This window comes from Thiohalocapsa halophila, assembly GCF_016583825.1.
Taxonomy (GTDB): Bacteria; Pseudomonadota; Gammaproteobacteria; order Chromatiales; family Chromatiaceae; genus Thiohalocapsa; species Thiohalocapsa halophila.
This window is the reverse complement of sequence record NZ_NRRV01000045.1, coordinates 19,565-44,262: the sequence shown is the minus strand read 5'-3', so window position 1 is coordinate 44,262 and position 24,698 is coordinate 19,565. Positions and strand designations below refer to the sequence as shown.

The window sequence follows — 24,698 nt, the reverse complement described above, 5'->3', positions numbered from 1 at the left end:
CCCCGGGAGCACCCGGCCCCCGCCGGCGCCACCGGCTTCATCGCCGAGCTCACCGTCGGCGACGGCCCGACGGTGCGTCATTACCGTTTCTGGGAAGGCGCTCTGGATGACGAGCCGGACATCCGCAACCTGGTGCGGGCGCTGGAGGTGCTGGGGTGAAAGACGCGCCGACGGGCCTGGGCACGGATGCCACGGCCGCCAGCCCCGGGGCGGATATCGAGCAACTGCTGGCCATCGACGCCGCCCACGCCTGGCACCCCTACACCTCCACCATCGACCGCGACCCGGTCTATCCGGTGCGCGCGGCGGCGGGCTGCGAGATCGAGCTCATGGACGGCCGCCGCCTGGTGGACGGCATGGCGTCCTGGTGGTGCGCCATCCACGGCTACAACCACCCGGTGCTGAACGCCGCCGCCACCGAGCAGCTCGGGCGCATGGCGCATGTGATGTTCGGCGGCCTCACGCACGCGCCCGCCGTGGGCCTGGTGGAGCGCCTGGTGCGCCTGACGCCGGCGCCGCTGCAGCATGTCTTTTTGTGCGACTCCGGCTCCGTCGCCGTGGAAGTCGCCATGAAAATGGCGCTGCAATACCAGCAGGCGGCGGGCAATACGGGCCGGGTGCGCTTCCTCACCGTGCGCAGCGGCTACCACGGCGACACCTTCGACGCCATGTCCGTCTGCGACCCGGTCAACGGCATGCACAGCCTATTCGAGCGGGTGCTGCCCAAGCAGGTCTTCGCCGCCCCGCCCGCCCCGCGCTTCGACGCGCCCTGCACGGATGCCGACATCGCCGAGGTCGCCGGCCTCATGGAACGGCATGCCGACGAGCTGGCGGCGGTGATCCTGGAGCCTGTTGTCCAGGGCGCCGGCGGCATGCGCTTCTACTCGCCGGAGTATCTGGCCCGTCTGCGCGCCCTCTGCGATCGCCATGGCCTGCTGCTGATTCTGGACGAGATCGCCACCGGCTTCGGGCGCACTGGCAAGCTCTTCGCCTGCGAGCACGCCGGCATCGCGCCGGACATCCTGTGCCTGGGCAAGGCGCTGACCGGCGGTTATCTCACCGGCGCCGCGACCCTCGCCACCGCGGACGTCGCCGCCACCATCTCCCGCGGCGAGCCCGGGGCCTTCATGCACGGGCCCACCTTCATGGGCAACCCCCTCGCCTGCGCCATCGCCAATGCCAGCATCGACTTGCTGCTGTCGCGGAACTGGCAGGGCGAGGTCGCCGCCATCGAGGCCGGCCTGCGCGCCGGGCTCGCGCCCTGCCGCGAGCTGCCCGGCGTCGCCGACGTGCGCGTGCTCGGGGCCATCGGTGTCGTCGAGCTGACCGAGCCCGTGCCCATGCGTGCGGTGCAGCAGGCCCTGGTGGAGCGCGGCGTTTGGGTACGCCCCTTCGGCCGGCTGGTGTACCTGATGCCGCCCTTCATCATCAGCCCCGAGCAGCTGGCGCAGGTTTGCAGCGCCGTCTGCGAAGTCGTCGCCGACCTCGTCGAGGGCCGCCTCACCGACCCGCCGCGCCGCTAGCCGCGGCCCAATGCGGGCCCGTGGGAGCGGCATCCTTGCCGCGAGAACGCAGCCAACTGGGCGCGCCCGATTCTGGCCCCGGACCAATTCCTCCACCTGTTGGAAGAAGACCATGACAGCGGCCCAAGAGGTGCCCGATTTCGCCGAATTCCTGTTGCGGCGCGAGGCCGCCCGTGAAGACCGTCAGCCCTGCGCGGCGCAGCATCCCGCCATGACGGACTGGGACAATGCAGAAGATGACGGCTGGAACGATGCTCCAGCCGTCTGACATCGCCCTGCTGCCCTGCCCGTTGTCGGATTTGTAGTCGCGTAAACGCTGTCCGGTAACGGTTCATGCTGAACGAGACGCTGATGCTCCACCGCATCGGCAGACTCACACCGGTCGCGACGGCGCGCAGACGCGATGCCAGCTGCGTGGACCTCGGTTGCCCCACCAAGGGGTTTGGCGCTTCGCCGGCCTGATCATCCCAATCCCAAACAAACGCGTCCGTGGGAGCGGCATCCCTGCCGAGACGATGCACCACCGCCGCTGCCCGACTCATCGCGGCCAGAGGCCGCTCCCACAGGCGCCAGTGTGCCCCTGGGAGCGGCATCCTTGCCGCGACGATGCACCACCGGCGCTGCCAGACTCATCGCGGCCAGAGGCCGCTCCCACAGCCGCCCGAGCGGCCCGTGGGAGCGGCATCCTTGCCGCGACGATGCACCGCCGGTGCTGGCTAGAGTCGTCGCGGCCAGAGGCCGCTCCCACAGCAGCCCGAGCGGCCCGTGGGAGCGGCATCCTTGCCGCGACGATGCGCCGCCGGTGCTGGCTAGAGTCATCGCGGCCAGAGGCCGCTCCCACAGCCGCCAGTGCGCCCTGTGGGAGCGGCATCCTTGCCGCGACGATGCACCGCCGGTGCTGCCTAGAGTCATCGCGGCCAGAGGCCGCTCCCGCAGCTGCCAGTGCGCCCTGTGGGAGCGGCATCCTTGCCGCGACGATGCACCACCGGCGCTGCCAGACTCATTGCGGCCAGAGGCCGCTCCCACAGCCGCCCGAGCGGTCCGTGGGAGCGGCATCCTTGCCGCGACGATGCACCACCGGCGCTGCCCGACTCATCGCGGCCAGAAGCCGCTCCCACAGCTGCCAGTGCGCCCTGTGGGAGCGGCATCCCTGCCGCGACGATGCACCGCCGGTGCTGCCAGAGTCATCGCGGCCAGAGGCCGCTCCCACAGCTGCCAGTGCGCCCTGTGGGAGCGGCATCCCTGCCGCGACGATGCACCGCCGGTGGTGCCAGAGTCGTCGCGGCCAGAAGCCGCTCCCGCTCTGGGATAGGCGCGCCCCGTCCATGCACTGACAGCTCGAAGGCGCTCGTCGCCGCGGCAGGCGACCGCTACGGTGCCGGGCCGAATCGCGGTCGGCCTCCACACCGCAAGCGCCTTTGGATCACGAGCCGTGAGGCTCGGTCTTGCCAAGCAACCTTTTCGAAGGCGAAGAAATGTACGACTGCAAGACGTGTCCCTTGCACTCGCAAGGGCAGCCTGCGTGAGGTCAGCTTCGCCGAGCGAGTGTGCGTCTACGACCTAAGCGAAATCCACGCCCTCGTAGATCGTCTCCAGCGGCAACGCCTCGTCGATACAGTCCAACGCCACCGCGCCGTCGCAGAATACCTCCGGCCTCCAGCCGCGCTCGCGATGGAATAACTCCACCTGCCGCAGCTCTTGTGAGATCAACAGGTAGCTGCGCAACGACGGCATCGACGTGTAGGCAAGGAATTTTTCGCGCCGATCGATGCGCCGTGTCTTCGCCGAGAGAATCTCGACCACCAGGCAGGGCGCCCGGCAATAGTCGCTCGCCCGATCGTCCGGATCGCAGGACATCACCAGATCCGGATAGTAGAAGACATCATCGCCAGCGATCTCCAAACGTACCTTCATGTCACTGATAAAGGCTTGGCAGTCGCCGCCCCGCAGCAGGGGGCGCCAAAACGCATGGATATTCCCAGCGATCAGCCCATGCACCCGGCTGGCTCCAGTCATCGCATAGACCTCGCCAGCAATGTACTCGTGTCGGATATCACTGACTTCCTCACCAGCCAGGTAATCTTCCACGGACAACCGCGACGGCATCGCTAACGCGCTCATAGTGCTCACCCTCTCGACATTCCAAACACAGTCCAAGTTTAATCTAGCCAGGCTCCGCGGACCTGGAAGCCTGGCTGCGCGACGGCCCTGAGCCCAAAGTCTGACTGTCCGCATCGGCGGCGCCGCATCGGCCCGTCCATCGCCGCCGGTCAAGTGCTCAACCGCTGCCGGAGGCCGCTCTCACAGCCGCCAGTGGGCCCGTGGGAGCGGCATCCCTGCCGCGACGATGCGCCACCGGCGCTACCAGACTCATCGCGGCCAGAGGCCGCTCCCACAGCCGCCAGTGCGCCCCGTGGGAGCGGCATCCCTGCCGCGACGATGCCCCGCCGGCGCTGCCAGACCCGTCGCGGCCAGAGGCCGCTCCCACAGCTGCCAGAGCGCCCCGTGGGAGCGGCATCCTTGCCGCGACGGGGCGCTCGCATCCAACGCTCGACGCACGGCAAACCGCCCGAAAACCGCATCACCGACAGAATGCTATGACGCCTCGCCGATGACGCCAACCTGGAGCGTACGGCCATGAGCGCCGCCCTCGACCTCTACGCCAAGCTCACCGAAACCACGGACGACAAGGAACGTGCCCGCCTCATCGCCGATGCCTTCGAGGCGCTCGAGGCCCGATTTCCGCAGCTCAATGACCTTGCCACACAGCGCCACGTGCGCGAGTCGGAGCTGCGCTTGCAGAAGGAAATCAAAGCGTCGAGCTTCAGATCCGAGAGGTCGAAGCGCGCCTCCAGGAGCAAATCAAAGGCGTCGAGCTGCAGATCAAGCAGGTGGAGGTCAGCCTGCACAAGGCCATGGCGGCACAAACCCGCTGGCTGCTCGGCGGCCTTGCCGTGCTCGGCGCCGTCTTCAAGCTCGCCGACCTGTTCATCGGCCCCTGATCTTCCAACCCGGCGCCAGACGCACTCAGCCCAGCGACGCCGACGCCAAACCCCAGCCGCCGCCACCCAATCCCCCGCCGATGATCCCGCCGCAAGCGCTGATTGCCTGCTTGTCCAGTGACCTGTGTGTTCTGCTCGCGGCGTGCTGCCGCCCAATCGACGTACCAGTCGATCCCGCGATCGCGGATACCGTCCTCGTGCTCCGACCCACTGGCTGCTCGGCAGCCTCGCCGTGCGCGACGCCGTGTTCAAGCTGGCCGTTCTGCTGATCCCCCGCCCCTTGGCACCGTGGGAGCGGCATCCCTGCCGCGACGAGCCGCCAGCGGCCGCGCCAATCGCATCGCGGCCAGAGGCCGCTCCCCCATCTGGCCAGGCGCGCTCCATCCATGCACTCACCGCGCGAAGGCACTTGTCGCCGCCGCGGGCGAGCGCTACGGTGCCGTGCAGAAACGATGTCGCCTCCGGATTCGGTCTTGCCAAGCAAGATGCTCAAAGCGGCAAAAAATGCGTGATTGAAAGACGTAACCCTTCGCACACAGTACCAAGGCGCGATGCTGAACGGTGTGACACTCCCGCACTCCACCCAGCCCGTCCGTGCGACTTCTGCCCGCCCCGGCCAGTCCTGGCCGCCGGCGGCCAGTTCGTCCCGCACGGCTGCTGCGATAGGGACAAGTATAAGCCGAGCGCGTCCCCCGGCGCCGCCGACTCCAGTCGGCCACTGGAGGCGCCGACTGCATCGCGGGTCGCCGAGCTGCTCGGCCTCGACCTCGCCGAGGTCGAGCGCATCGCCGCCGGCCAAGACGACGATGCCACGCGCAACGACCAACAGACCGGCTGACAGCGCTGCCAAGGCGCCGGAACGCCGCCGGCCAGGGGAAGCGCTGCGGCGCCTCTTCGCCCCTACAGCCAGCGCAACGACCTGCTGCCTGCTGCGCGGACTCGCCGTGCTCGGCGCCGTGTGTTCAAGCTGGCGGACTTGCTGCCCTGCCGCGACGATGCAACACCGGCGCTGCCGGATTCATCGCGGCCGGAGGCTGCTCCCACAGTTGGGCAGGCACGCTCCGTCCATGCACCCACGGCTCGAAGGCGCGTGTCGCCGCCGCGGGCGATCGCTACAGTGCCGGGCAGCGCCGAGCTTACAAAACCTGTCCCCCTTCGTACTGCGAGTCACAGATCGAGCCCGCGCTATTCTGAAGGCCCACACTCCCCACCATTTGCGCTGGAGATCCATCATGTCAGACGTCGCCGAGAAGCTGCTGGAATGTGTCGACCAATTGCCGGAGACAACAGCGCAAGAGGTGTTGGATTTCGCTGAGTTCTTGTTGCAGCGCGAGGCAGTCCGTGAAGACCGCGAGCTCAGCTGGGCACAGCAGCCCTCCATGACGGACTGGGACAACGCCGACGACGACGCCTGGAACCATGCCCCAGCCGTCTGACGTCGTCCTACTGCCCTTCCCGTTTTCTGACTTGTCGGCGCGGAAGCGCCGTCCGGTGCTGGTACTCAAGGCACCGAACGCACAGGGTGATTTCGTTGCCGCCCAAATCACGTCCCAGACACATCATCGCCCCGGTCTCGCCATTAGTGCTGCTGACTTCGACCTTGGCGCGCTCCCTAAGGCAAGCATCGTGCGTCTTGACAAGCTGTTTACGCTGAACGAAACGCTGATTCTCCACCGCGTCGGTCGACTCACGCCGACCTCAATGGCGCGCATACTCGAAGCGATCTGCCTTGAGCTCGGATGTGCCAGCAGGCGGCTTGGCGCGTCGCCGCCCTGATCATCCCAATATCACCAGGCACGGGTCTGTGGCAGCGGCATCCCTGCCGCGACGATGCCGCAACGCCGCCGCCACATGTATCGCGCCCAGAGGCCGCCGCTCCCACAGCTGAACAGGCACGCTCCGTCCATGCACCCACGGCTCGAAGGCGCTTGTCGCCGCCGCGGGCAATCGCTGCCGTGCCGGGCAGCAACGAGGTCGCCTCGGGATTCGGTTGCGCCAAGCAACATGCTCAACGCGGCGAAAGATGCGTGCTGGCAAGACCTGTCCCTCCGCACATGTCCCTTCGCCCAAAGAACACCGCATGGCGACGCTGTGCAAAAATTCGGCGCTCGACATGGTTAATCGAGCCCGCACATACACACGGACGCCCTCTTCTACCGCCTCTTCCAAGAGCGCCCGGCGACGGTCTTCGAGCTCACCGGCCTGGCGTACGATCAAAACGCCGGCTATCGTCTGAGCGCAGTCGAGGTGAAGCAGACAGCATTTCGGCTCGACGGCTTGCTGGCACCTTCGCAAGGGAAGACTGACGCACCACTGATCTTTGTCGAGGCGCAGTTCCAGCCCAAGCCGGACTTCTACGCCCGCTGGTTTGCCGCCATCTTCCTGTACCTGTTTCGCCACGACGTCACCCGGCCCTGGCGCGCCGTCGTTGTGTATCCCGACCGGGGGACAGACCAAGACATCCCGCCCGCCTACGCACCGCTGGCCGACGCCGGCCTGCTGCAACGCGTCTTTCTGACGGATTTCCTCAAGACCGAAGAGACCGCCGTCGGGGTCCGTCTCGCCCGGCTCGTCGTGCTGGACCGCGCAACGGCGGCGGCAGAGGCTCGGGCGCTGGCGACGACCTCACGCCCGAGCTGCTCCATTAGGGCTCGACCTTTACCGGCGCCACACCGACAAGCAGTGGGGACTAGTCGACTGCGTTTCCTTTGTCGTGATGCGTCAGAGGAAATGGACGACCGCGCTTGCTTTCGATCAGCACTTCATTCAAGCCGGTTTCGTCGTGCCGAAGCTGTGACGGCACGGTTCACGAGACCGTCAGCACCGCTCTCCGCCAAGCGTGATCCATACGCTCTGCTCACAATGACACCGACAGAAGCTCGCCCGCGGCCGCGACTGCGCCCCGTGGGAGCGGCATCCCTGCCGCGACTGGTGACGGGCAACCGCCAAGCACGCCGAAACAGCCGCGGCACTGAGTCCAGTGCAGCGCACTGGGAGCGTCGGCTTTCCAGCCGGCTCGCCGCCGTCGCAGCTCGATGCCGCGTCGGCGGCGTCAGCAGCCAGGATATCCGGGCAGACCCCCTGCCCGCTCGGCGGCCTTGCCGTGCTTGGCGCCGTATTCGAGCTGGCGGAGTTGCTGCTCCCCTCGCGCTTGGCACCGTGGGAGCGGCATCCATACCGCGCCGATGCCGCACCACGGTTAGGCCCGTCCTGCGCAACCGCAGCTCCCCCGGTACGCGAAAACGCCCAGACGGCTATGCTGTAGACTCCCCGTGCACGACAAGGATTCGCCGCGCGCTGGCCCAGACGCCGCCATGACCGCCAAAGACATCATCAGCCGCGACACGCTCAAGCGCCTGACCACCGATCTGGCTCAGCAGCTGCTCGGCATCGACGGCGAGGCCATCGAGCTGCTGGAAACCCAAAACCAGCGGGTCGAAGACCGCCGCGCCGACCTCGTCGCCCGTATGCGCGGAGCGAACGGCGAGGAATTTCTGCTGCACACCGAAACCAGCAACAACAACGCGACCGACATGCCGCTGCGCATGCTGCGCTACTACACTGATATCCGCCTGGCCGGACACACGGGACCCCTGCGCCAGTGCCTGATCTACATCGGCAGCGACCGGCTGACCATGCCCGACGGGATCGCTGAGGCGACGTTGCTCGACTATCGCTACCAACTCGTCGACATGCACCAAGTCAACTGCGCCGGACTCCTGGTGCAGGACAACCCCGACGCCCTGGTGCTCGCCGTGCTGTGCGACTTCGGCGACCGCGCCCCCGAGCAAATGGTGCACTATATTGTCAGGCGGCTCAAGGAGCTGCTCCGCCAGGACGACAAACGGTTTCGGGAATACATGTCTATGCTGGAAATCCTGTCGGAGAACCGGAATCTCCAAGCGCAGATCAAAGAGGCAGAAAAGATGCTGACTCAAGTAGACGTCAAGCGGCTTCCGTCGTATCAACTGGGCTACGAGGACGGCGAGGCCAAGAACCAACGCCAAGTCGTCCGCCAACTGCTCTGCCAGCTTGATGCATCCCGGGTCGCCGAGCTGCTCGGCCTCGACATCGCCGAGGTCGAGCGCATCGCCTCCGCCCAAGACGACGATGCCACGCGCGACGACCAACAGACCGATTGACAGCGCTGCCAAGGCGCCGCACCGCCCTCGGGCAGGGACAGCGCTGCGGCGCCTCGTCGCCCCTACAGCCAGCGCAACGAACTGCTGCCTGCTGGGCGGTGTGGTCCATGCTCGGCACCGTATTCAAGCTGGCGGACGTGCTGTTCCCCTGACGCTTGGCACCGTGGGAGCAGCATCCCTGCCGCGACGATGCACCCGCGGTAGTGCCAGTGTCATCGCGGCCAGAGGCCGCTCCCACAGCCGCCAGTGCGACCTGTGTGAGCCACGTCCCCGCCGCGACACGGCGCTCGAACGCCGCGGCCGACGCACAGCAAACCGCCCGAAAACTGCACGCCCGACACGATGCTATGATCCTCGGCCACTGGCGCCAACCTGGAGCGTGCGAGCATGAGCGCCGCCCTCGACCTCTACGCCAAGCTCACCGAAACCTCGGACGACAAGGAACGGGCGCGCCTCATCGCCGATGCCTACGAGGCGCTCGAGGCACGGTTTCCGCAGCTCAACGACCTCGCCACTCAAGGCCACGTGCGCGAGTCCGAGCTGCGGCTGCAGAAGGAAATCAAAGAAGTCGAGGCGCGCCTGCAGAGGGACATCAAAGACGTCGAGCTCCAGATCAAGCAGGTCGAGGTCAACCTCCACAAGGCCATGGCGGCCCAAACCCGCTGGCTCCTCGGCGGCCTCGCCGTCCTCGGCGCCGTCTTCAAGCTCGCGGACCTGCTCATCGGCCCTTGATCTTCAGCCCTGACCTTCAAGCCCTGACCTTCAAGCCCTGACCAGGAGCCCCACATGAGCATCGCCCTCCAAGTCTACATAGCGCTCACCGAGGCCAAGGACGACGACACCCGCGCGCGGATCATCGCCAATGGCTTCGAGGCATTGGAAGCGCGCTTAGCGCAGCTGACTGCGCACAGCACGCAAGCCGAGCCACCCGAGCCCGAGCTCGGCATGCAAAGCGCCAACAGTACGCCGGCGCGCGGCACCGCCCTCACCGGCACCCAGCACGGCGAGCCATCCGAGACCCCGCGCGACGTCGGCAACACGGCAGACCTGCAAGCCTGGCTGCACGAGCACCCTGCGCCCAAAGACTGACTGCCAGCACCGGCAACGCCCCCCCCGCGTCCATCGCTGCCGTCCCGGTCAATGAATGCAGCCGCCGCCGGGTACACCGACTTGGGTCGGCTCCCGGGCAGGCGGCCTTCAGGGCTGCAGCCCAGGCAAAGCCCGTCAACCCGGGCCCATCGGGATGCGAATCGCGGCGAGGGCGCCACTCCTACCAGCGACCTGCCGACCCCGGCGCCATGGACCGACCCGGCGCGATTCTCCGTCGTGCGTCTGGCGCATTATTGCCTCGACATTGCCGAACTGCTGAAGACCCGCCGGGTCGTGCCGATCGTCATCTTCCTGAGCGGCGGCCCAAACGAGCGTCGGCTCAAACTTGGCAGCGAGCAGACCGATTACCTCAACTTCCACTTCATCGCCGTGGCGCTGGCCGCCATGCCCTACAGGTGGAAATTCTGAAGACCTACTCTGAACGCATTCGCGACGAAGGTGTGCACCAAGGCATGCAGCAAGGCGAAGCGGTGTCATTGCTGCGGCTGATGCACCACAAATTCGGCGAGCTTCCGGCGGACATCCGCCACCGCATCGAGTCGGCCGAACCGGACACCCTGAGCCGCTGGTTCGATCAGGCCCTTGCGGCCGACAACCTCGACGAAGTCCTGCATTAAGCCGCCGCCCGCCGGCATCCCACCAGATGCTGGGTGAGTACGACATTGCGTGTGGGCAGATGCGCCTGCCGGAGGATCTGGAGCTGCAATAGACTGATGCCGTGTTTCGGATCGAGGAGCAGTTGAAGATGCCCTACCTCAGTTATGTAGAGCGACGCGGCGAGCGACGCGGTCTGAGCCTCCTCTTGCGGACCCAGCTTGAGCAACGCTTCGCCCCGCTGCCGGCGGCACTGATCGAGCGACTCGAGCAGGCCGACGCCGAGCAGCTCCTGCGCTGGGGCACGCGTCTCAACGACGCCGGCAGCCTCGACGAGGTCTTCGCCGATGGCGACGGACAACCACCAAGCACGCCGGAACAGCCGCGACACTGAGTCCGGTGCAGCGCACTGGGAGCGCCGGCTTTGCAGTCGCGTGCCATCAACGCCTGATCGTCGGGCCTCCTAGCGTCGGCCCGACCTACGCAGGGCATGCATGCAAGCAAGCACCAGCGGTGAATATCTGCCCAGTCTCTCCCGCGGTGTCACGCATCCACCGGCGCTCCGCGCCACGTCGCCGCGGCAACAGTAGCGCAGCTCAACGGGTGAAGTTCTTCAAAGAGGGCGCGGCGCTCGACCCGGAGCATCTGCCGCCCTGGATGAACACCCCCAAGATGAGGCAAGTCATGAGCACCCTGAGCACATTCTCCGAGAAAGACCGCGCCTACCACGCCTATCAAGCGCGGCAAGAATTCCTGCGCGTACAACCAACAGGCCACCGGCCACTGACCCGCCCGAGCCGCCGCGCCCCGTGGGAGCGGCTTCAGCCGCGAAACCCAGCCCGCACGCAACTCGTCGCGGCCAGAGCCCGCTCCCACACCCGCGAAGCTTCTCTCCGCCGCTGTCGACCCCTGCACGCTATCATCGGCGCCCCGGAACAGGAGTTTTCATCGCGTGTGACCCAGTCCAGCCCAGACGAACGCTCCTCGATCAGCGGCAAGAACCTCTTGCTGCTGGCATTCAACACCCTGCTCACCCCCGAGTACACCCATGCCGCAGTAGCGGAGCAGCCCCTGGGTACGCCGACTTCAGTCGGCCCCCTAACGCGGCTGATCTGCAAGCCTGGCTCGAACAACTCACATCCGGGCGCTGACCGCCGCGAGAACTCGCTAGGCGTAGCCATCGCCGCCGGGAGGCCGCTCCCACAGAACCGGCACCCGAAAACTGCTGCATCGACAGCGTGCTATGCTTCGGAAGCAGGGGCGCCGACGCTGAAATTCGCAGCGGGCGCATCGATCCTCGACACCCGCACCCGATCCGCCGCAACCGCATCGAGATGCAGGTGCGCCGCCTGCGGGGCTGGAGCGCGCGCAGCACCTACTACCTGGCAAAAGTCATCTGCGGCCAGCTTGTCGCCGGCGACACCTACGAACAGCTTTGTCCGGTCATCGGTATCCACCTGCTGGACTTCGACCTGTTCAGTGCCGCCGAGCACCGCGACCAGGCGCTCTGGTGCTTCGAGATGCGCGACGCGCAACGCCCGAGCGTGCGGCTCGGATCAGAGCTACAGCTGAACATCGTCGAGCTGAAGAAGGCCGAGCGCCTAGGCAAACTGCCACCCGCCTTGTCCGCCTGGATCACCCTGTTCGAGCATTGGCAAGAGGAAGACAGCATGTCCAACATCACCGACGCCGACACCCGCCGCGCCTACGACAAACTCAAGTCCCTCAGCGCCGACGACGAGGCGCGCCGACTCGCCTTCGTGCGCGAACGCGCCCTGCACGACGAGGCCCAATTACTCCTCGAGGCCCGCGAAGAAGGCCACGACAACGCCCAGCGCCAGATCGCCATCAACATGATCCGCCAGACCAGCCTCGACGACGCCGGCATCAGCGCCATCACCGGCCTGAGCCCCGAGCAGATCGCCGAGCTCCGTCGTCAGCGCTGACAGTCCGCTCGCCTTCGTCGAGGATCAGGGATCGGCAGGCAGCCTCGACGAGGTCTTCGCCGATGGCGACGGACAACCGTCAAGCACGCCGGAACAGCCGCGATACTGAGTCCGGTGCAGCGCACTGGGAGCGCCGGCTTTCCAGCCGGCTCGCCGCCGACGCAGCTCGATACCGCGTCAGCAACAAGGATAGCCGGGCAGACTCGCTGGCTGCTCGGCGGCCTCGCCGTCCTCGGCGCCGTGTTCAAGCTGGCGGACGTGCTGCGTCCCTAACACTTGGCACCGTGGGAGCGGCATCCCTGCCGCGACGATGCACCAGCGGCGCCGTCAGATTCATCGCGGCCAGAGGCCGCTCCTACAGCTGGACAGGCGCGCGCCGCCCATGCACGCACGGCTCCAAGGCACGTGTCGCCGCCACGGGCGATCGCTACGGCGCCGGCCCGCAACAATGTCGCCTCGGGATGCGGTCTTGCCAAGCACCAGGCTCGAAGCGCTGCGAAATGCAATTCGGGAGACGATCGATGCCGAAACAAAATGATGTGATCACGGGCGAGGAGCTTGGCAGCAAGCTGCTCCAGTCCGTTCGCCAGATGAAAGCCGGGCAAGGGACCGTGGTCTATCCGCCCGCGCTGGCCGCACGCGAGCGCACGGGGCTATCGCAAGCGCGCTTTGCTGAGCTATTGGGCGTGTCCGTACGCACCTTGCAGGAATGGGAGCAGGGACGACGCCAGCCAAGCGGCGCCGCGCGAACCTTGTTCAAAGTCGCCGAACGCCATCCGGACGTGCTGCGCGAGCTTGGTTGAGCGGTTTGCATCATGGCACGCACATGCATGGCTCCCGTGATGCTGCGACGCAAGATGTGGCTAAAGTCGCTCCCACAGCGCTCCGCCCGCCCCCCGTGGGAGCGGCTTCAGCCGCGACCGCTCCCGGCACCGCCCCATCGCGGCTAAAGCCGCTCCCACATCGACGCCCGGCAAACCGGCCGAAAACTGCAGCGCCGACAGGATGCTATGATGCCCCGCCACTGGCGCCAACCTGGAGCGTGCGAGCATGAGCGCCGCCCTCGACCTCTACGCCAAGCTCACCGCAACCACCGACGACAAGGAACGCGCGCGCCTCATCGCCGACGCCTTCGCGACGCTCGAGGCCCGGTTTCCGCAGCTCAACGACCTCGCCACGCAAGGCCACGTGCGCGAGTCCGAGCTGCGGCTGCAGAAGGAAATCAAAGAAGTCGAGGGCCGCCTGCAGAAGGAGATCAAACAAGTCGAGCTCCAGATCCGAGAGGTCGAAGCCCGCCTCCAAGAGCAGATCAAAGGCGTCGAGCTCCAGATCCGAGAGGTGGAAGCCCGCCTCCAAGAGCAGATCAAAGGCGTCGAGCTCCAGATCCGAGAGGTGGAAGCCCGCCTCCAAGAGCAGATCAAAGGCGTCGAGCTCCAGATCAAGCAGGTCGAGGTCAGCCTGCACCAGGCCATGGCGGCCCAAACCCGCTGGCTGCTCGGCGGCCTCGCCGTCCTCGGCGCCGTCTTCAAGCTCGCCGACCTGCTCATCGGCCCCTGAACCTCAACCAGCCCCTGACGCGCCGCGCCCGGCGACAGCCCCAAGGTGCGCCGGATTCATCCGGCACCCGGGTACGCCGGATGCATCCGCCCCGGCATCGTGGTGCCGGCTTCCAGCCGGCAACCAAGCCTCCGGCCATCGCTCCCGGTACCGGCCTTTTTCCCCCTCGTGACACCGCTGCCGCGGTGTCACGCAGCCGCCGGCGCTCCGCGCCACATCGCCGCAGCAACAATCTCGCCCGCGACCAGGCCACAACATGGCACTGCCCTCCCCCGTGGGAACGGCTTCAGCTGCGACGGCTACCGCACCGCCCCGTCGCGGCTGCTAAAGCCGCTCCCACAGCGCGTTCCCGCCCGAGAACAGCTATGCTCAAGCCAGCCGAGACCGAACCGCCGCCCACCATCCCGTCGTCGGCATCCACTTCCTCGACTTCGACCTGTTTCAGGATGCCGCGCACGGCCAGCAAGCCGAATGGTGCTTCGCCATGCGCGACGCTAGCACCCCCGGCGTCTGCCTCGGGCAAGAATTGCAGCTCTACGTCATCGAACTGCGCAAAGCCGCGCGCATCCAAACAGACAACGGGCGCCTCGCGGCCTGGGTCGCCCTGTTCCAACACTGGCAAGAGGACGATGTCATGAACCAGATCACCGACGACCCCGTGCGCAGCGCCTACGACAAGCTCAAGGCACTCAGCGCAGACCCCGAAACACGCTGGCTCGCCTTCCAGCGCGAGCGCGCGCTCCTCGAAGAACAGACCCTGCTCTCGGAAGCGCGCGAAGAGGGCATCGGAAAGGGAGTGGAAAAAGGCCGCGCCGAAACCCAGCGCGAGACCGCCGAGCGCATGCTGCGCCTCACCCAGATGGACGACGCCACCATCGCGGCCCTCAGCGGCCTCGATCAAGCCGAGGTCGCCGCACTGCGGCAAGCAGCGCGATGAAACTCCCCTCGTGACACCGCTCCCGCGGTGTCACGCCCCTGCCGGCGCTCCGCGCCACGTCGCCGCGACAACAATCGCACCCGCGACCGCACAACAGCGCACTACTCCTCCCCGTGGGAACGGCTTTAGCCGCGACGGCTGCCGGCACCGCCCCGTCGCGGCTAAAACCGCTGACGGGTGGACAGCGCTCGGCTGGCGGGTGGTGCGCGCGAGGGCCGTTTCAGTTGTTTTTGAACCCTTTCTCGGTGAGCGTGGCCACCTCGACCCGAAGCGTAGCCGCGGCCTGGTCGGCCGCCATGCGGGCCTGGCGCTCCTCATCGAGCACGGTCTCAAGCTTGGCGACCTTCTTGGCGCCGAGGTCGAGCGTGGCCTTCGCCTGCTTGGCGGTCTCCTTGGCGCCGTCGACGTCACGCGACAGCCGTTGGTTGCCCGAGTGCAGGCGCTTCAGCTGCGCTTTAATCTCATCGGCCTCGCGGGTCAGCTTGGTCTGTACTTCCGGTCTGCCAGGCATTGCCGCGTCTGCTCAGCCAGCTCAATGCATCTCGGGTCGCCGAGCTGCTGGGCCTCGATCTCGCCGAGGTCGAGCGCATCGCCTCCGCCCAAGACGAAGATGCAAAGCGCGACGACCAACAGACCGGCTGACAGCGCTGCCAAGGCGCCGCACCGCACGGCGGGACCGCCCTGCGGCGCCTCTTCGCCGCTGAAGCCAGCGCAACGACCCGCTGGCTGCTCGGCCGCCTCGCCGTGCGCGGCACCGTTCTCAAGCTGGCGGACTTGCGGCGCCCCTCACAATTGGCACCGTGGGAGCGGCATCCCTGCCGCGACGATGCCGCCAGCCGCTGCGCCAATCGCATCCCGGCCGGAGGCCGCTCCCACAGCTCGACAGGCGCGCACCGTTCATGCAGTGCGATCGGCAAACCTCTCCCTGACTGGCTGATGCGCCTGCCGGAGGATCTGGAGCTGCAATAGACTGATGCCGTGTTTCGGATCGAGGAGCAGTTGAAGATGCCCTACCTCAGTTATGTAGAACGCCGCGGCGAGCGCCGTGGTCTGAGCCTCCTATTGCGGACTCAGCTCGAGCAACGCTTCGCCCCGCTGCCGGCGGCATTGATCGAGCGCCTCGAGCAGGCCGACGCTGAACAGCTCCTGCGATGGGGCACACGCCTCAAAGACGCCGGCAGCCTCGACGAGGTCTTCGCCGACGGCGACGGACAACCGTCGAGCACGCCGCAACAGCCGCGGCACTGAGTCCGGTGCAGCGCACCGGGAGCGCCGGCTTTCCAGCCGGCTTGCCGCCGACGCGGCTCGATGCGGCGTCGGCGGCGTCAGCAGCAAGGACAGCCGCACAAACCCGCTGGCTGCTCGCCGGCCTGGCCATCCTCGGCGCCGTCTTCAAGCGCGCCGACCTGCTCATCGGTCCCTGATCTTCGCACCCGGCCCCAGACGCACGCAGCCGAGCGACGCCGACGCCACAAACCCGAGCCGCCGCCACTCTCAAGCCCCCGCCGAAAACCTTGCCGTACGCGCTGATTGCCTGCTTGTCCATTGGCCTGTGCGTTCTGCTCGCGGAGCGCTGCGGCCCCATCGACGTTCCGGTCGATCCCGAAATTGAGTATACTGTCACCATGATTCCTGACGGATTTCCTCAAGACCGAAGAGACCGCCGTCGGGGTCCGTCTCGCCCGGCTCGTCGTGCTGGACCGCGCAACGGCGGCGGCAGAGGCTCGGGCGCTGGCGACGACGGCAGGGACGCAGGCCGAGCGCTTTGCAATGCTCGACCTGATCGAGACCATACTGGTATACAAGTTCCCAACGCTCACCTGCGAGGAGATCAAGACCATGCTCCACCTCCCCGACACCGACCTCAAGCAGACCGGCTTCTCCAGGAGGTCTTCGCCGAAGGCCGCGAAGAAGGCGTGCAGCGCGCAGAAACCAGCATGCTCCTCCGTCTGGTGAAACGCCGATTCGACCAAGTCCCAGCCGGCCTGCCGGAGCGCATCACCGCCCTCACCAGCGCCCAGCGCGGCGAGCTGTCCGAAGCCCTGTTCGACTTCAACACCCCGGCAGACCTGGAAGCCTGGCTGCGCGAGCGCCCCGCGCCCAAAGACAGACTGCCCGCACCGGCGACGCCGCATCGGCCCCGTCCCTCGCCGCCGGCAAAGCCATCAACCGCTGCCAGAGGCTGCTCCCACAGCAACCCGTGCGCCCTGTGGGAGCGGCATCCTTGCCGCGACGGCCTTGGCAGAGATGTTGGCACAGCGTCGCGGCCAGCGGCCGCTCCCAGTGCGAGGGCGCCTCATCAGCAACGACCTACTAGCCCTGCGGGTGACACGCAAGCGCTGGGCCATTTCCAAGCAACATAAGCGCTTGCTTGTCACCTTGAGCGGTTAACTGCTCCATCTAGGTTCAAGCGTCGAGGAGTCATAGCGTGGTAGCACGGTGGACAGCCGAGGATCGAACGCCTACTGTTTTCTCTCAACCGTAACAGCCGCGAGGCGAACACCCATGCCAACCGCAATTCGCTGGACCCTGGAAGTCTCCGAGGAAACGGATCAGGCTCTGCGAGAGTTCTTGGACGAGTCCGGTCAGGACCCGCAGTGCTTGGCCGGCTTCGTCGAGGAGGCAGTACGCTGGCGCCTGCTCGACACCACGGTACAGCACCTCAAGGCGCGCAATGCCGACCTCTCCCCCACAGACTTGGAGGCCGCAATCGATGCGGAGGTCGCCTCGGTGCGCGCGGCCCACCGGCGCAGCTGAGTCTTCAGCGCGGCTGTCCGCAAGTCCATGCGCGTCATCCTCGATACCAATGTCCTGCTATCGGCGCTACTGGTGCGCGGGAGCGCACCCGACCAGCTTTATCGGTTCTGGCTAGCTGGGCGCTTCGATCTCGCGACCTGCTCTAGACAACTCGAAGAGCTACGTGAGGTATCGCGTCGCCCCTTCTTTCGTGCCCGGATCAAGCCCAGTGAAGCCGGGCGGCTGGTCAACCAACTACGACGGCTCGCGGTTTATGTCGATCCCTTGCCAGATGTGAGCGCCTCGCCAGACCCGAACGATGATTTCTTGTTGGCATTAGCACAGGCCGCCGATGCTGATCTGCTCGTGAGCGGGGACAAGTCCGACCTACTGGCCCTCCACAGAACCGGATGCACCCGCATCGTGACCGCTCGGCAACTTGTCGACACTTTGTCTCGATGAGAGGACACAGGGCATCCCTGCCGCGAAACCCAGCCCGAGCAGCCCCCATCGCGGCCAGAGGCCGCTCCCACAGCAAACCAAGCGCCCCGTGGGAGCGGCATCCTTGCCGCGACGATGCTCCGCCGGCGCCGCCGGATTCATCGCGGCCAGAGGCCGCTCCCAGTGCGCCCGCGAGGGCGCCTCATCAGCACGGTGAAAGCCCGTGTCTTCGTGGCCCGAAGCGCCCCGTAGCCAATCGTAGCCAATGGTCACTGCGTCGCCGCGAGGCGGGGTGGGGAGCAACAGTCACGCGAACTGTCGGTCGGCAGGATAACGAACCCGTCTCAAAGGGGTGTCGTGGCGAGCCTGCTGGGAGGTGGCGAAGCCTGAAACTCACCGTGGACGCTGGTGTACGGCGTGTAAAGCGATCCACGGGCGGCATCACGTGGTTGGGGGGCGAGAAGCCGAGTGCGTCAGTGCCCGCCAGTAAACGAAGCATGCGAGACCCGCGAGCCACGCGAGTGGCGCCGGGTCGAGCCGCCGGTGTGGACTGAGCGGATGTTGGCGGCCCTGGCAACGGCGTCCACGCGACGCCTGCGGGCGTCCCCTGCGCTGGCCCGGAGTCGATCACCCGACATGCTGCTCCTGCCGGCGAGCCAATCCCGATGAGGAAACAACCGACCGGAGAGCCGTGTGCGGGAGAACTGCACGCACGGTTCGCAAGGAGGGGAGGCGCAAGCCTTCGCTACCACTATCAGCTGGACAGGCGCGCGCCGCCCATGCACTCACGGCTCCAAGGCACGTGTCGCCGCCGCGGGCGATCGCTACAGTGCCGGGCAGCAACGAGGTCGCCTCCGGATTCGGTCTTGCCAAGCAACAGGCTCAAAGCGGCGAAAAATGCGTGATTTCAGGACCCTTCGTATGCTGCCCGCCAAGACGCTGACTCCAAGAACGCCTGCTCCTCCCAGGGGGTGTGTGCAATCGGCGATCTAAGGTCCCTGCTCGCAGATCTGTTATGTTTGTTTAATACTCTCCAGGACTACGGACACGCCAAGAGCATGAGCGACATACACTTTATCGTCGAGGAGTCGCCGGAAGGCGGCTACATTGCCCGTGCCGTGGATGTGGCAATCTTCACCGAAGCGGACGACTTGTCATCATTGCGGGAACTGGTCCGCGACGCCGTCCGCTGTCACTTCGAGGACGACGAGCGTCCCTCACTGATCCGACTCCATATCACCCGTGAAGAAGCCATCGCCGCATGAGGCTGCCGCGCGACCTATCCGGTGCCCAACTGATCAAGGGCCTGCGTAAGCTCGGCTACACGCCGACACGCCGGACTGGCAGCCATGTGCGCCTGACCACGCAGCGCAACGGCGAGCATCACATCACGGTACCTCTGCATGACCCGCTGCGCACAGGCACGCTCGCAGCCATCCTGTCGGAGGTCGCCAATCATCACGCGCTGGACCGCGATGCGTTAATGCGCATAGTGCAGCAATGACGTCGCGCGCCTCAGCGCGAGCATGGCTGACTGCGCAGCGCACCGGCATACCCCACCATGCGCGCCGCCCTGCATCTCTACGAACAGCTCAGCGCCGCCACCGACGATAAGACCCGCACGCGGCTCATCGGCGAGGCCGTCGAGCTGCTGGAGACGCAGAACCAGCGGGTCGAAGACCGCCGCGCCGACCTCGTCGCCCGCATGCGCGGAGCGAACGGCGAGGCATTCCTGCTGCATACCGAGATCAGCAACAACAACGATGCCGACATGCCGCTGCGCATGCTGCGCTACTACACCGATATCCGCCTCGCCGGCCACGCGGGCCCCATGCGCCAGTGCCTGCTCTACATCGGCAGCGAGCGCCTCGCCATGTCCGACGGCATCACGGAGCCGGGGCTGCTCGACTATCACTACCAACTGGTGGACATGCACCAGATCAACTGCGCCGGACTCCTGGTGCAGGACAACCCCGACGCCCTGGTGCTCGCCGTGCTGTGCGACTTCGGCGAGCGCGCCCCCGCGCAGGTGGTGCACTATATTGTCAGACGGCTCAAGGAGCTGCTCGCCGACAACGACAAGCGCTTTCGTGAATACATGGCCATGCTGGAGATCCTCTCCGAGAACCGGAATCTCCAGGCCCAAGTCAAAGAGGCAGAAAAGATGCTGACCCAAGTCGATGTCAAACGGCTTCCATCCTATCAACTGGGCTACGAGGACGGCGAGGCCCGCGGCGCAGCCCGCGGCGAGGCCCGCGGCGCAGCCAAGACCCAACGCCACGTCGTCCGCCAACTGCTCGCCCAGCTTGATGCATCCCGGGTCGCCGAGCTGCTCGGCCTCGACATCGCCGAGGTCGAGCGCATCGCCGCCGCCCAAGACGACGATGCGATCCGCGACGACCAACAGACCGATTGACAGCGCTGCCAAGGCGCCGCACCGCCCTCGGGCAGGGACAGCGCTGCGGCGCCTCGTCGCCCCTACAGCCAGCGCAACGAACTGCTGCCTGCTGGGCAGTGTGGTCCATGCTCGGCACCGTATTCAAGCTGGCGGACGTGCTGTTCCCCTGACGCTTGGCACCGTGGGAGCGGCATCCCTGCCGCGACAGACCCGGCGACGCCACCAGCGCATCGCACCGGCCGAAAGCCGTTCCACAGCCACGACCGCGCCACTCGCAACACTTCAGCCCACTGCCATGTCAACACGCGCCTGGTACGACTACTACGTCATTGCACCGGACACCGGAATGCTGTCCCTCGCCATGCGATTCTACAAATGGGGCGACGGCACGCCGGAGAATGCGCTCGAGGAATATGTTTTGTTGCAGGGCCGGCTGCACCAGCACAGCAATCGCCTGCCCGTCGAATGGCTCGACCGGCTGCTGCGCAAGCAGCTCGGCAACCTGCATGCGTGCCTACCGCCGCATTTCGCAGTCGGCGCCTTCCTCTTCCTGCTGCAACGGGCGTCAGACGAAGCGCAGCGTGAGCGCTGGCGAGGGCTCGGCTCGCAGCGGCAGCGGCCGCACGCCCATGTGCGCTTCGCCCTCGACGAGGCCATGGCCGAGCATCCGTTCGAGATCCCGCCACAGACCGACCCCCTGTTGCAAAGGGTCCGAGGCTTCATCGCCACGGCTGCGTACCTGCGCCCATGGCAAGCCTATGGGCTGCGCCTGGACCTGCTGCATTGGCTGCAGTACCTCACCCAGCCGACGCATGGCGCGGACATGGGCTCGCTCGCTGGCGACTGGGAGCCGCCATGGGATATCGACTACCGCTACCGATGCTTCTTCTGGATCGACCCACAAGACCCGTTCCGGATCGACCAGATGGCCATCGAGCTGTGCGAGCGCGACGAAACCGATGTATTGACAACACTGCCGGATACGACTGCGCATCCGGATGACAACGCATGGCAGCGCAAGCAACTGGAGCAACTGCGCGCCACCATCCGCGAGCACGACATCGGCATCACTTCCCTGGCACTGCTCCAGCACGAATACACAGCCACGCCGGATCGCTTCTTCGGGCTGCGCGAGCAGCCGGACCCGGAAGCGACCGCGCGCCGCGCCCGCCTCGAAGAGCTGCGCTCGAGCTGCAACATGCTGGTCGGCCAGATCCAGAACCGCTTCGGCCCAGAGGTCGCGGCGACGAGCCGAGCCATCATGGAGCAGATCGACGACTTCGACATCTTGCTCGATCTCGCAATCCCCACCATCGACAGCGCCGACAGCACGGCTTGGCTCAACACCTTGCACAAGAAGGTACCGCCAGCTTTGATCGAGGCAGCGCAGCGCACGCGTGAGTTATCGAAGGCAGCGGATCATCCGTAACTTTTGAGAAAGACGGGCATCGGGCAAACTTCCATCGCCCCCACCCGCGCAAGGAAGCGTTGAAATATCGCGTCAAGGATGCCCGAGAGCTCCTGATGAATCTGGAGGTCACACCGGCCTTGATCATAACTCCGTCCACCCCCGTCATGCGGCGAGGGGCGTTAGGTACGCCACCTTTGATCTGCGCGGTCGTCGTCGTCGCGGACGCGGCGGCAGCGGCACGCGCGCGAGGACCTGCTCGAACAGTGGCGGTGGCGCGTGGCCGAACAGGCGCTCGGCGGCGGTGGTGCCATCGGCGCGGCAGATGTGGAAGTTGTGCACGGCGGTGAGCGCGGCGAGCTTGCGATCGCTCAGGCGATGGCGGCCATGGTGATGAAGCGAGAGCTGGCCGTTGCGGCCCTCGACCGCGGAGCTGGAGCGTTGGAACAGATCGGCACAGTCGCCGGCAACCTGCTCGAGGTGGGCGCGCGTGTCGGTGTCGAGCGCCTGGATCGGATGCTCTGGTTTCAGCAGCGGCGCGAGGACCTCGGCGCTCAAGGCGCGCAGGCGGGTGCGCACCTCGGCATGGGTGCTGCGCGCGGCGACGCGCTCGAGGTAGAGCGCCGGGATCAGTTGCTCCAGGACAGCCTGTTCGATGTCCGGCGCCAAGCTCAGGGCCTCGACCCGCTGTTGCACGGTGGCGAAGAAGAAAGTCACCGTCGCCAGCAGCGCGGTGGTCAAGCGCCGGGCTTTGGTCAAATGTGCCTGCGCTCGCGCCGGCAAGTCGGCCGCCCGGGCGAGGCCTGCGAGCTGTTGCCAAATGCCCTCCAGGCGGGTGGCCAGGCGCTCGGGCGGTTGCGCCTCGGCGCGCTCCAGGTCGTAGGGGTGATAGGCCTCACCGAGGGCACGAATCAGCGCACGGGCTTCGCGTTGGCGGGCCTGCGCTTGGTCGCGTGCGACGGTGACGCGGGCCAACGTGGCGAGTGCCTCGCGGATGCGCTGCGCAAACGCCGGCGGGCGCCCCGGGCCGTGGCGCTGCGCGCGATACGCCTGCTCGGCAGCGCGCGCTGCCGCCAGCTGCGCCTCGGCGCTCGCGACCTCGGCGTCGGCGGCGTGCACCGCGCGCGTCAGCGTCAGGCCGGTCGCCTTGGCGACCTCGTGCTGGAGATGGAACAGGTCCGGAGAGTGATGTGCGTCGTAGTCGCCTTCGATATGCCGGCGCAGCGCGCTCGCCTCATCCGCCGTGCCCTGCACGATGGTGATCGGCAAGCCCGCGCAGGCGTCGCGCAGGGCCTGCGTCCAGGTCGCGGCCGTGCGATCCGCGGCGTACTGCTCCAGGAGGATGAAGCCCGACACCGGTTCCAACGCAACCAGGCAAGTCGCCGGATGGAAGGTCTCGTCCTCGCACACCGTCACCGCCCGCGGCGCCATATCGGCGGCCAACGCCGTGCGCTGCTCGGCGGCGATCGCCACCACGGCCTGCTCCAGCGCCGCATTCAACCCCTGCTGACTGCCGTAAGAGGCGCCGACGAACGCCGACAAGCCGCTGAGCTCCAAGCACTCACACACCAAGCGCACACCGCCGCCGGCGCGCAGGGTGATGACAAACTGCAGCGCCAGGACCAGCCGATGCAGCCACTGCACGCCCTCTTCGCAGGCGCAGAACGCGGCCAAGGCCGTCGGCACCTCGGGCGACGCGCCTTGCGTCTGCGCCCAGTCCCGCAAGGTGCTGCGCGGGCGCCCGACGGCGGCCGCCGCAGCACGTTCGCTTTGCCCTGCCACGCGACACGCCGCTGCCGCCTCGAGCGCTTGCGCCCGCTCCAGGCGCGTGGCGGCCCTCATCGGGCTGCCGCTGGCGAAGCGGCTGCGACTCGGCTACAGTCACACTTGGCAGGACCTTCGCGCATCTTTCTCGACCCTCGGTTAGCTTGCACTTCCAAGGGTAGGAAATTTCGGAGGTTCTGCCACCTCCCCTCATGCCTCACTACCGAACTGGGTTTTGGTCGGAGTTATGATCAAGGCCATCACACCATGAGCACGCCCAACACGATGCGCTATCGCGGCTATCACGCCAGCATGACGTTCGACCCCGACGATCGAATCATCGTCGGCCGAGTCATGGATATCGACGACATCATTTCGTTTCACGGTGAATCGATTGCCGCATTCGAGCAGGCTTTTCATGAGGCCATCGACGACTACATCGAAGCTTGCGCCAAGCTGGACTAAGAGCCCGACAAGCCCGCCAGCTGCAAGTTGATGCTGCGTATTGACCCGCCAGTCCATGCCGCCGCGCTAGAGGCCGCTAAGCGCCAAGCAACGAGTCTTAAGAAGTGGGCCGCTAAGGTGCTGGAGGATGCAGCGCGCGGCTGAACCCACGCATCGGTCAGTGCGACTGCCCGCGCACATCCTCGAAGGCTGGAAGCCCCGGCTCCTTGGCCGCGGGAGCAAGCTGCCGGCTCGCCTTCGAGCGCCAGCCGCTCGCCGCGCCCCTCTGGGAACGCCGACTTCAGTCGGCACGCGGGGTGAGCGGCTTTCAGTCCACCGCGATCGCGCACCCGGGCGACTGAAGGCAACGGCTCGCCGCCCATCGCCCTCTCAGGCGGTGCGAGCGACACCCTCGGCACAGCGAAAGAGCCCTGGATACAAGCGCTGCTCGATCCGAAGCACGACTCTGTCTTCAAGTGCCTGTTCGCCGACAGCCCGGCCCTGCTGATCGCGCTCATCAACGCCGTGCGTGCACACCCTTTTTAAGACATTGGCAGGAGGAAGCCATCATGGGTCGAATTGCCGACGGGCCGGTGGGGTGCATACCGCACGCGACAAGCTCGAGACACTGAGCAATGACGACGAAGCGTACAGGCCTGCCTTCGTGCGCGAGCGTGCACTGCTCGACGAGCGCAG

The 24,698-nt window shown here is 66.7% G+C and carries 30 protein-coding genes and 1 pseudogene; 28 read left to right on the top strand and 3 right to left on the bottom strand.

Annotated features, from left to right (window positions below):
- The first annotated feature begins 215 nt into the window (after window positions 1-215).
- Both bioA and CKO31_RS17065 read left to right on the top strand, forming a co-directional pair.
- Complete coding sequence (gene bioA, locus CKO31_RS17070) at window positions 216-1,523, top strand: adenosylmethionine--8-amino-7-oxononanoate transaminase (RefSeq protein WP_200239879.1); 1,308 nt, start codon at window positions 216-218, stop codon at window positions 1,521-1,523.
- A gap of 112 nt (window positions 1,524-1,635) precedes the next feature.
- A complete protein-coding gene (locus CKO31_RS17065) occupies window positions 1,636-1,791 on the top strand; it encodes a hypothetical protein (protein WP_200239869.1) in 156 nt (51 codons plus the stop codon).
- A 1,292-nt stretch (window positions 1,792-3,083) separates the two neighbouring features.
- On the opposite strand, the gene CKO31_RS17060 is transcribed toward CKO31_RS17065, so the two are convergent.
- On the bottom strand, window positions 3,084-3,611 hold the full coding sequence (locus CKO31_RS17060) for a Uma2 family endonuclease (protein WP_322789166.1): 528 nt from the start codon (window positions 3,609-3,611) through the stop codon (window positions 3,084-3,086).
- A gap of 2,146 nt (window positions 3,612-5,757) precedes the next feature.
- On the opposite strand from CKO31_RS17060, the gene CKO31_RS17055 reads away from it, so the two are divergent.
- From CKO31_RS17055 to CKO31_RS16995, 13 genes are all read left to right on the top strand, one after another.
- Window positions 5,758-5,961, top strand: a complete 204-nt coding sequence (locus CKO31_RS17055) for a DUF2281 domain-containing protein (protein ID WP_200239865.1) — start codon at window positions 5,758-5,760, stop codon at window positions 5,959-5,961.
- Window positions 5,945-6,301, top strand: a complete 357-nt coding sequence (locus CKO31_RS17050; protein WP_200239863.1) for a type II toxin-antitoxin system PemK/MazF family toxin — start codon at window positions 5,945-5,947, stop codon at window positions 6,299-6,301. The genes CKO31_RS17055 and CKO31_RS17050 overlap by 17 nt, the downstream gene beginning before the upstream one ends.
- Before the next feature lie 357 nt (window positions 6,302-6,658).
- Window positions 6,659-7,843 (top strand): DUF2887 domain-containing protein, encoded by a 1,185-nt coding sequence (locus CKO31_RS27715; protein ID WP_200239877.1) that lies wholly within the window; start codon window positions 6,659-6,661, stop codon window positions 7,841-7,843.
- Complete coding sequence (locus tag CKO31_RS17040; protein WP_200239860.1) at window positions 7,840-8,667, top strand: RpnC/YadD family protein; 828 nt, start codon at window positions 7,840-7,842, stop codon at window positions 8,665-8,667. The genes CKO31_RS27715 and CKO31_RS17040 overlap by 4 nt, the downstream gene beginning before the upstream one ends.
- Window positions 8,668-9,054: 387 nt before the next feature.
- Window positions 9,055-9,399 carry a DUF1640 domain-containing protein gene (locus CKO31_RS17035; RefSeq protein ID WP_200239858.1) on the top strand — a complete coding sequence of 115 codons (345 nt, stop codon included), beginning with the start codon at window positions 9,055-9,057 and terminating at the stop codon, window positions 9,397-9,399.
- A 54-nt stretch (window positions 9,400-9,453) separates the two neighbouring features.
- Entirely contained in the window at window positions 9,454-9,756 is a 303-nt protein-coding gene (locus CKO31_RS17030; RefSeq protein WP_200239856.1) for a hypothetical protein, read from the top strand.
- Window positions 9,757-9,993: 237 nt separating this feature from the next.
- Window positions 9,994-10,185 (top strand): hypothetical protein, encoded by a 192-nt coding sequence (locus CKO31_RS17025; RefSeq protein ID WP_200239854.1) that lies wholly within the window; start codon window positions 9,994-9,996, stop codon window positions 10,183-10,185.
- Window positions 10,173-10,394, top strand: a complete 222-nt coding sequence (locus CKO31_RS17020; protein ID WP_322789165.1) for a DUF4351 domain-containing protein — start codon at window positions 10,173-10,175, stop codon at window positions 10,392-10,394. The genes CKO31_RS17025 and CKO31_RS17020 overlap by 13 nt, the downstream gene beginning before the upstream one ends.
- Before the next feature lie 128 nt (window positions 10,395-10,522).
- Window positions 10,523-10,765, top strand: coding sequence for a hypothetical protein (locus tag CKO31_RS17015; RefSeq protein WP_200239852.1), 243 nt, complete (start codon window positions 10,523-10,525; stop codon window positions 10,763-10,765).
- Window positions 10,766-11,609: 844 nt separating this feature from the next.
- Entirely contained in the window at window positions 11,610-12,317 is a 708-nt protein-coding gene (locus tag CKO31_RS17010) for a PD-(D/E)XK nuclease family transposase (protein ID WP_200239851.1), read from the top strand.
- A gap of 521 nt (window positions 12,318-12,838) precedes the next feature.
- Window positions 12,839-13,120 (top strand): helix-turn-helix domain-containing protein, encoded by a 282-nt coding sequence (locus tag CKO31_RS17005; protein WP_200239849.1) that lies wholly within the window; start codon window positions 12,839-12,841, stop codon window positions 13,118-13,120.
- A 247-nt stretch (window positions 13,121-13,367) separates the two neighbouring features.
- The gene (locus CKO31_RS17000; RefSeq protein WP_200239848.1) at window positions 13,368-13,874 is read left to right on the top strand and encodes a DUF1640 domain-containing protein; all 507 of its coding nucleotides are present in this window, start codon (window positions 13,368-13,370) and stop codon (window positions 13,872-13,874) included.
- A gap of 484 nt (window positions 13,875-14,358) precedes the next feature.
- Entirely contained in the window at window positions 14,359-14,811 is a 453-nt protein-coding gene (locus CKO31_RS16995; RefSeq protein WP_242475446.1) for a hypothetical protein, read from the top strand.
- Window positions 14,812-15,031: 220 nt separating this feature from the next.
- On the opposite strand, the gene CKO31_RS16990 is transcribed toward CKO31_RS16995, so the two are convergent.
- Window positions 15,032-15,322 carry a hypothetical protein gene (locus CKO31_RS16990; protein WP_200239846.1) on the bottom strand — a complete coding sequence of 97 codons (291 nt, stop codon included), beginning with the start codon at window positions 15,320-15,322 and terminating at the stop codon, window positions 15,032-15,034.
- Here CKO31_RS16990 and CKO31_RS27275 point away from each other — a divergent pair.
- The 11 genes from CKO31_RS27275 to CKO31_RS16940 all read left to right on the top strand — a co-directional run bounded on the left by CKO31_RS27275 (window position 15,322) and on the right by CKO31_RS16940 (window position 21,815).
- A complete protein-coding gene (locus CKO31_RS27275) occupies window positions 15,322-15,453 on the top strand; it encodes a hypothetical protein (protein WP_274607769.1) in 132 nt (43 codons plus the stop codon). The two genes, CKO31_RS16990 and CKO31_RS27275, sit on opposite strands and share 1 nt — an antisense overlap.
- A 363-nt stretch (window positions 15,454-15,816) precedes the next feature.
- Window positions 15,817-16,059 (top strand): hypothetical protein, encoded by a 243-nt coding sequence (locus CKO31_RS16985; protein ID WP_200239844.1) that lies wholly within the window; start codon window positions 15,817-15,819, stop codon window positions 16,057-16,059.
- A gap of 5 nt (window positions 16,060-16,064) precedes the next feature.
- Entirely contained in the window at window positions 16,065-16,235 is a 171-nt protein-coding gene (locus CKO31_RS16980) for a hypothetical protein (protein ID WP_200239843.1), read from the top strand.
- 208 nt (window positions 16,236-16,443) lie between these two features.
- Window positions 16,444-16,767, top strand: a complete 324-nt coding sequence (locus tag CKO31_RS16975) for a DUF2887 domain-containing protein (RefSeq protein WP_200239872.1) — start codon at window positions 16,444-16,446, stop codon at window positions 16,765-16,767.
- On the top strand, window positions 16,749-17,174 hold the full coding sequence (locus CKO31_RS27710; RefSeq protein ID WP_369075136.1) for a DUF4351 domain-containing protein: 426 nt from the start codon (window positions 16,749-16,751) through the stop codon (window positions 17,172-17,174). Before CKO31_RS16975 ends, CKO31_RS27710 begins: the two co-directional genes overlap by 19 nt.
- 142 nt (window positions 17,175-17,316) lie before the next feature.
- Entirely contained in the window at window positions 17,317-17,568 is a 252-nt protein-coding gene (locus tag CKO31_RS16965) for a ribbon-helix-helix domain-containing protein (RefSeq protein ID WP_200239840.1), read from the top strand.
- Between the two features lie 27 nt (window positions 17,569-17,595).
- The gene (locus CKO31_RS16960) at window positions 17,596-18,009 is read left to right on the top strand and encodes a putative toxin-antitoxin system toxin component, PIN family (RefSeq protein WP_200239838.1); all 414 of its coding nucleotides are present in this window, start codon (window positions 17,596-17,598) and stop codon (window positions 18,007-18,009) included.
- A gap of 1,037 nt (window positions 18,010-19,046) precedes the next feature.
- Window positions 19,047-19,253, top strand: a complete 207-nt coding sequence (locus CKO31_RS16955) for a 2-oxoisovalerate dehydrogenase (protein WP_200239836.1) — start codon at window positions 19,047-19,049, stop codon at window positions 19,251-19,253.
- The gene (locus tag CKO31_RS16950) at window positions 19,250-19,492 is read left to right on the top strand and encodes a type II toxin-antitoxin system HicA family toxin (RefSeq protein WP_200239834.1); all 243 of its coding nucleotides are present in this window, start codon (window positions 19,250-19,252) and stop codon (window positions 19,490-19,492) included. Before CKO31_RS16955 ends, CKO31_RS16950 begins: the two co-directional genes overlap by 4 nt.
- A gap of 57 nt (window positions 19,493-19,549) precedes the next feature.
- Window positions 19,550-20,404 (top strand): RpnC/YadD family protein, encoded by an 855-nt coding sequence (locus CKO31_RS16945; protein WP_200239832.1) that lies wholly within the window; start codon window positions 19,550-19,552, stop codon window positions 20,402-20,404.
- A 100-nt stretch (window positions 20,405-20,504) separates the two neighbouring features.
- The gene (locus CKO31_RS16940; protein ID WP_200239830.1) at window positions 20,505-21,815 is read left to right on the top strand and encodes a hypothetical protein; all 1,311 of its coding nucleotides are present in this window, start codon (window positions 20,505-20,507) and stop codon (window positions 21,813-21,815) included.
- Window positions 21,816-21,959: 144 nt separating this feature from the next.
- On the opposite strand, the gene CKO31_RS16935 is transcribed toward CKO31_RS16940, so the two are convergent.
- On the bottom strand, window positions 21,960-23,576 hold the full coding sequence (locus CKO31_RS16935) for a DUF6399 domain-containing protein (RefSeq protein ID WP_322789164.1): 1,617 nt from the start codon (window positions 23,574-23,576) through the stop codon (window positions 21,960-21,962).
- Between the two features lie 249 nt (window positions 23,577-23,825).
- Here CKO31_RS16935 and CKO31_RS16930 point away from each other — a divergent pair, with 249 nt between their 5' ends.
- Window positions 23,826-24,023 (top strand): type II toxin-antitoxin system HicB family antitoxin, encoded by a 198-nt coding sequence (locus CKO31_RS16930; protein ID WP_200239826.1) that lies wholly within the window; start codon window positions 23,826-23,828, stop codon window positions 24,021-24,023.
- Between the two features lie 12 nt (window positions 24,024-24,035).
- Window positions 24,036-24,167 (top strand): annotated as a pseudogene (locus CKO31_RS27705) (toxin-antitoxin system HicB family antitoxin); the annotation flags it as partial.
- Window positions 24,168-24,698: the final 531 nt, after the last annotated feature.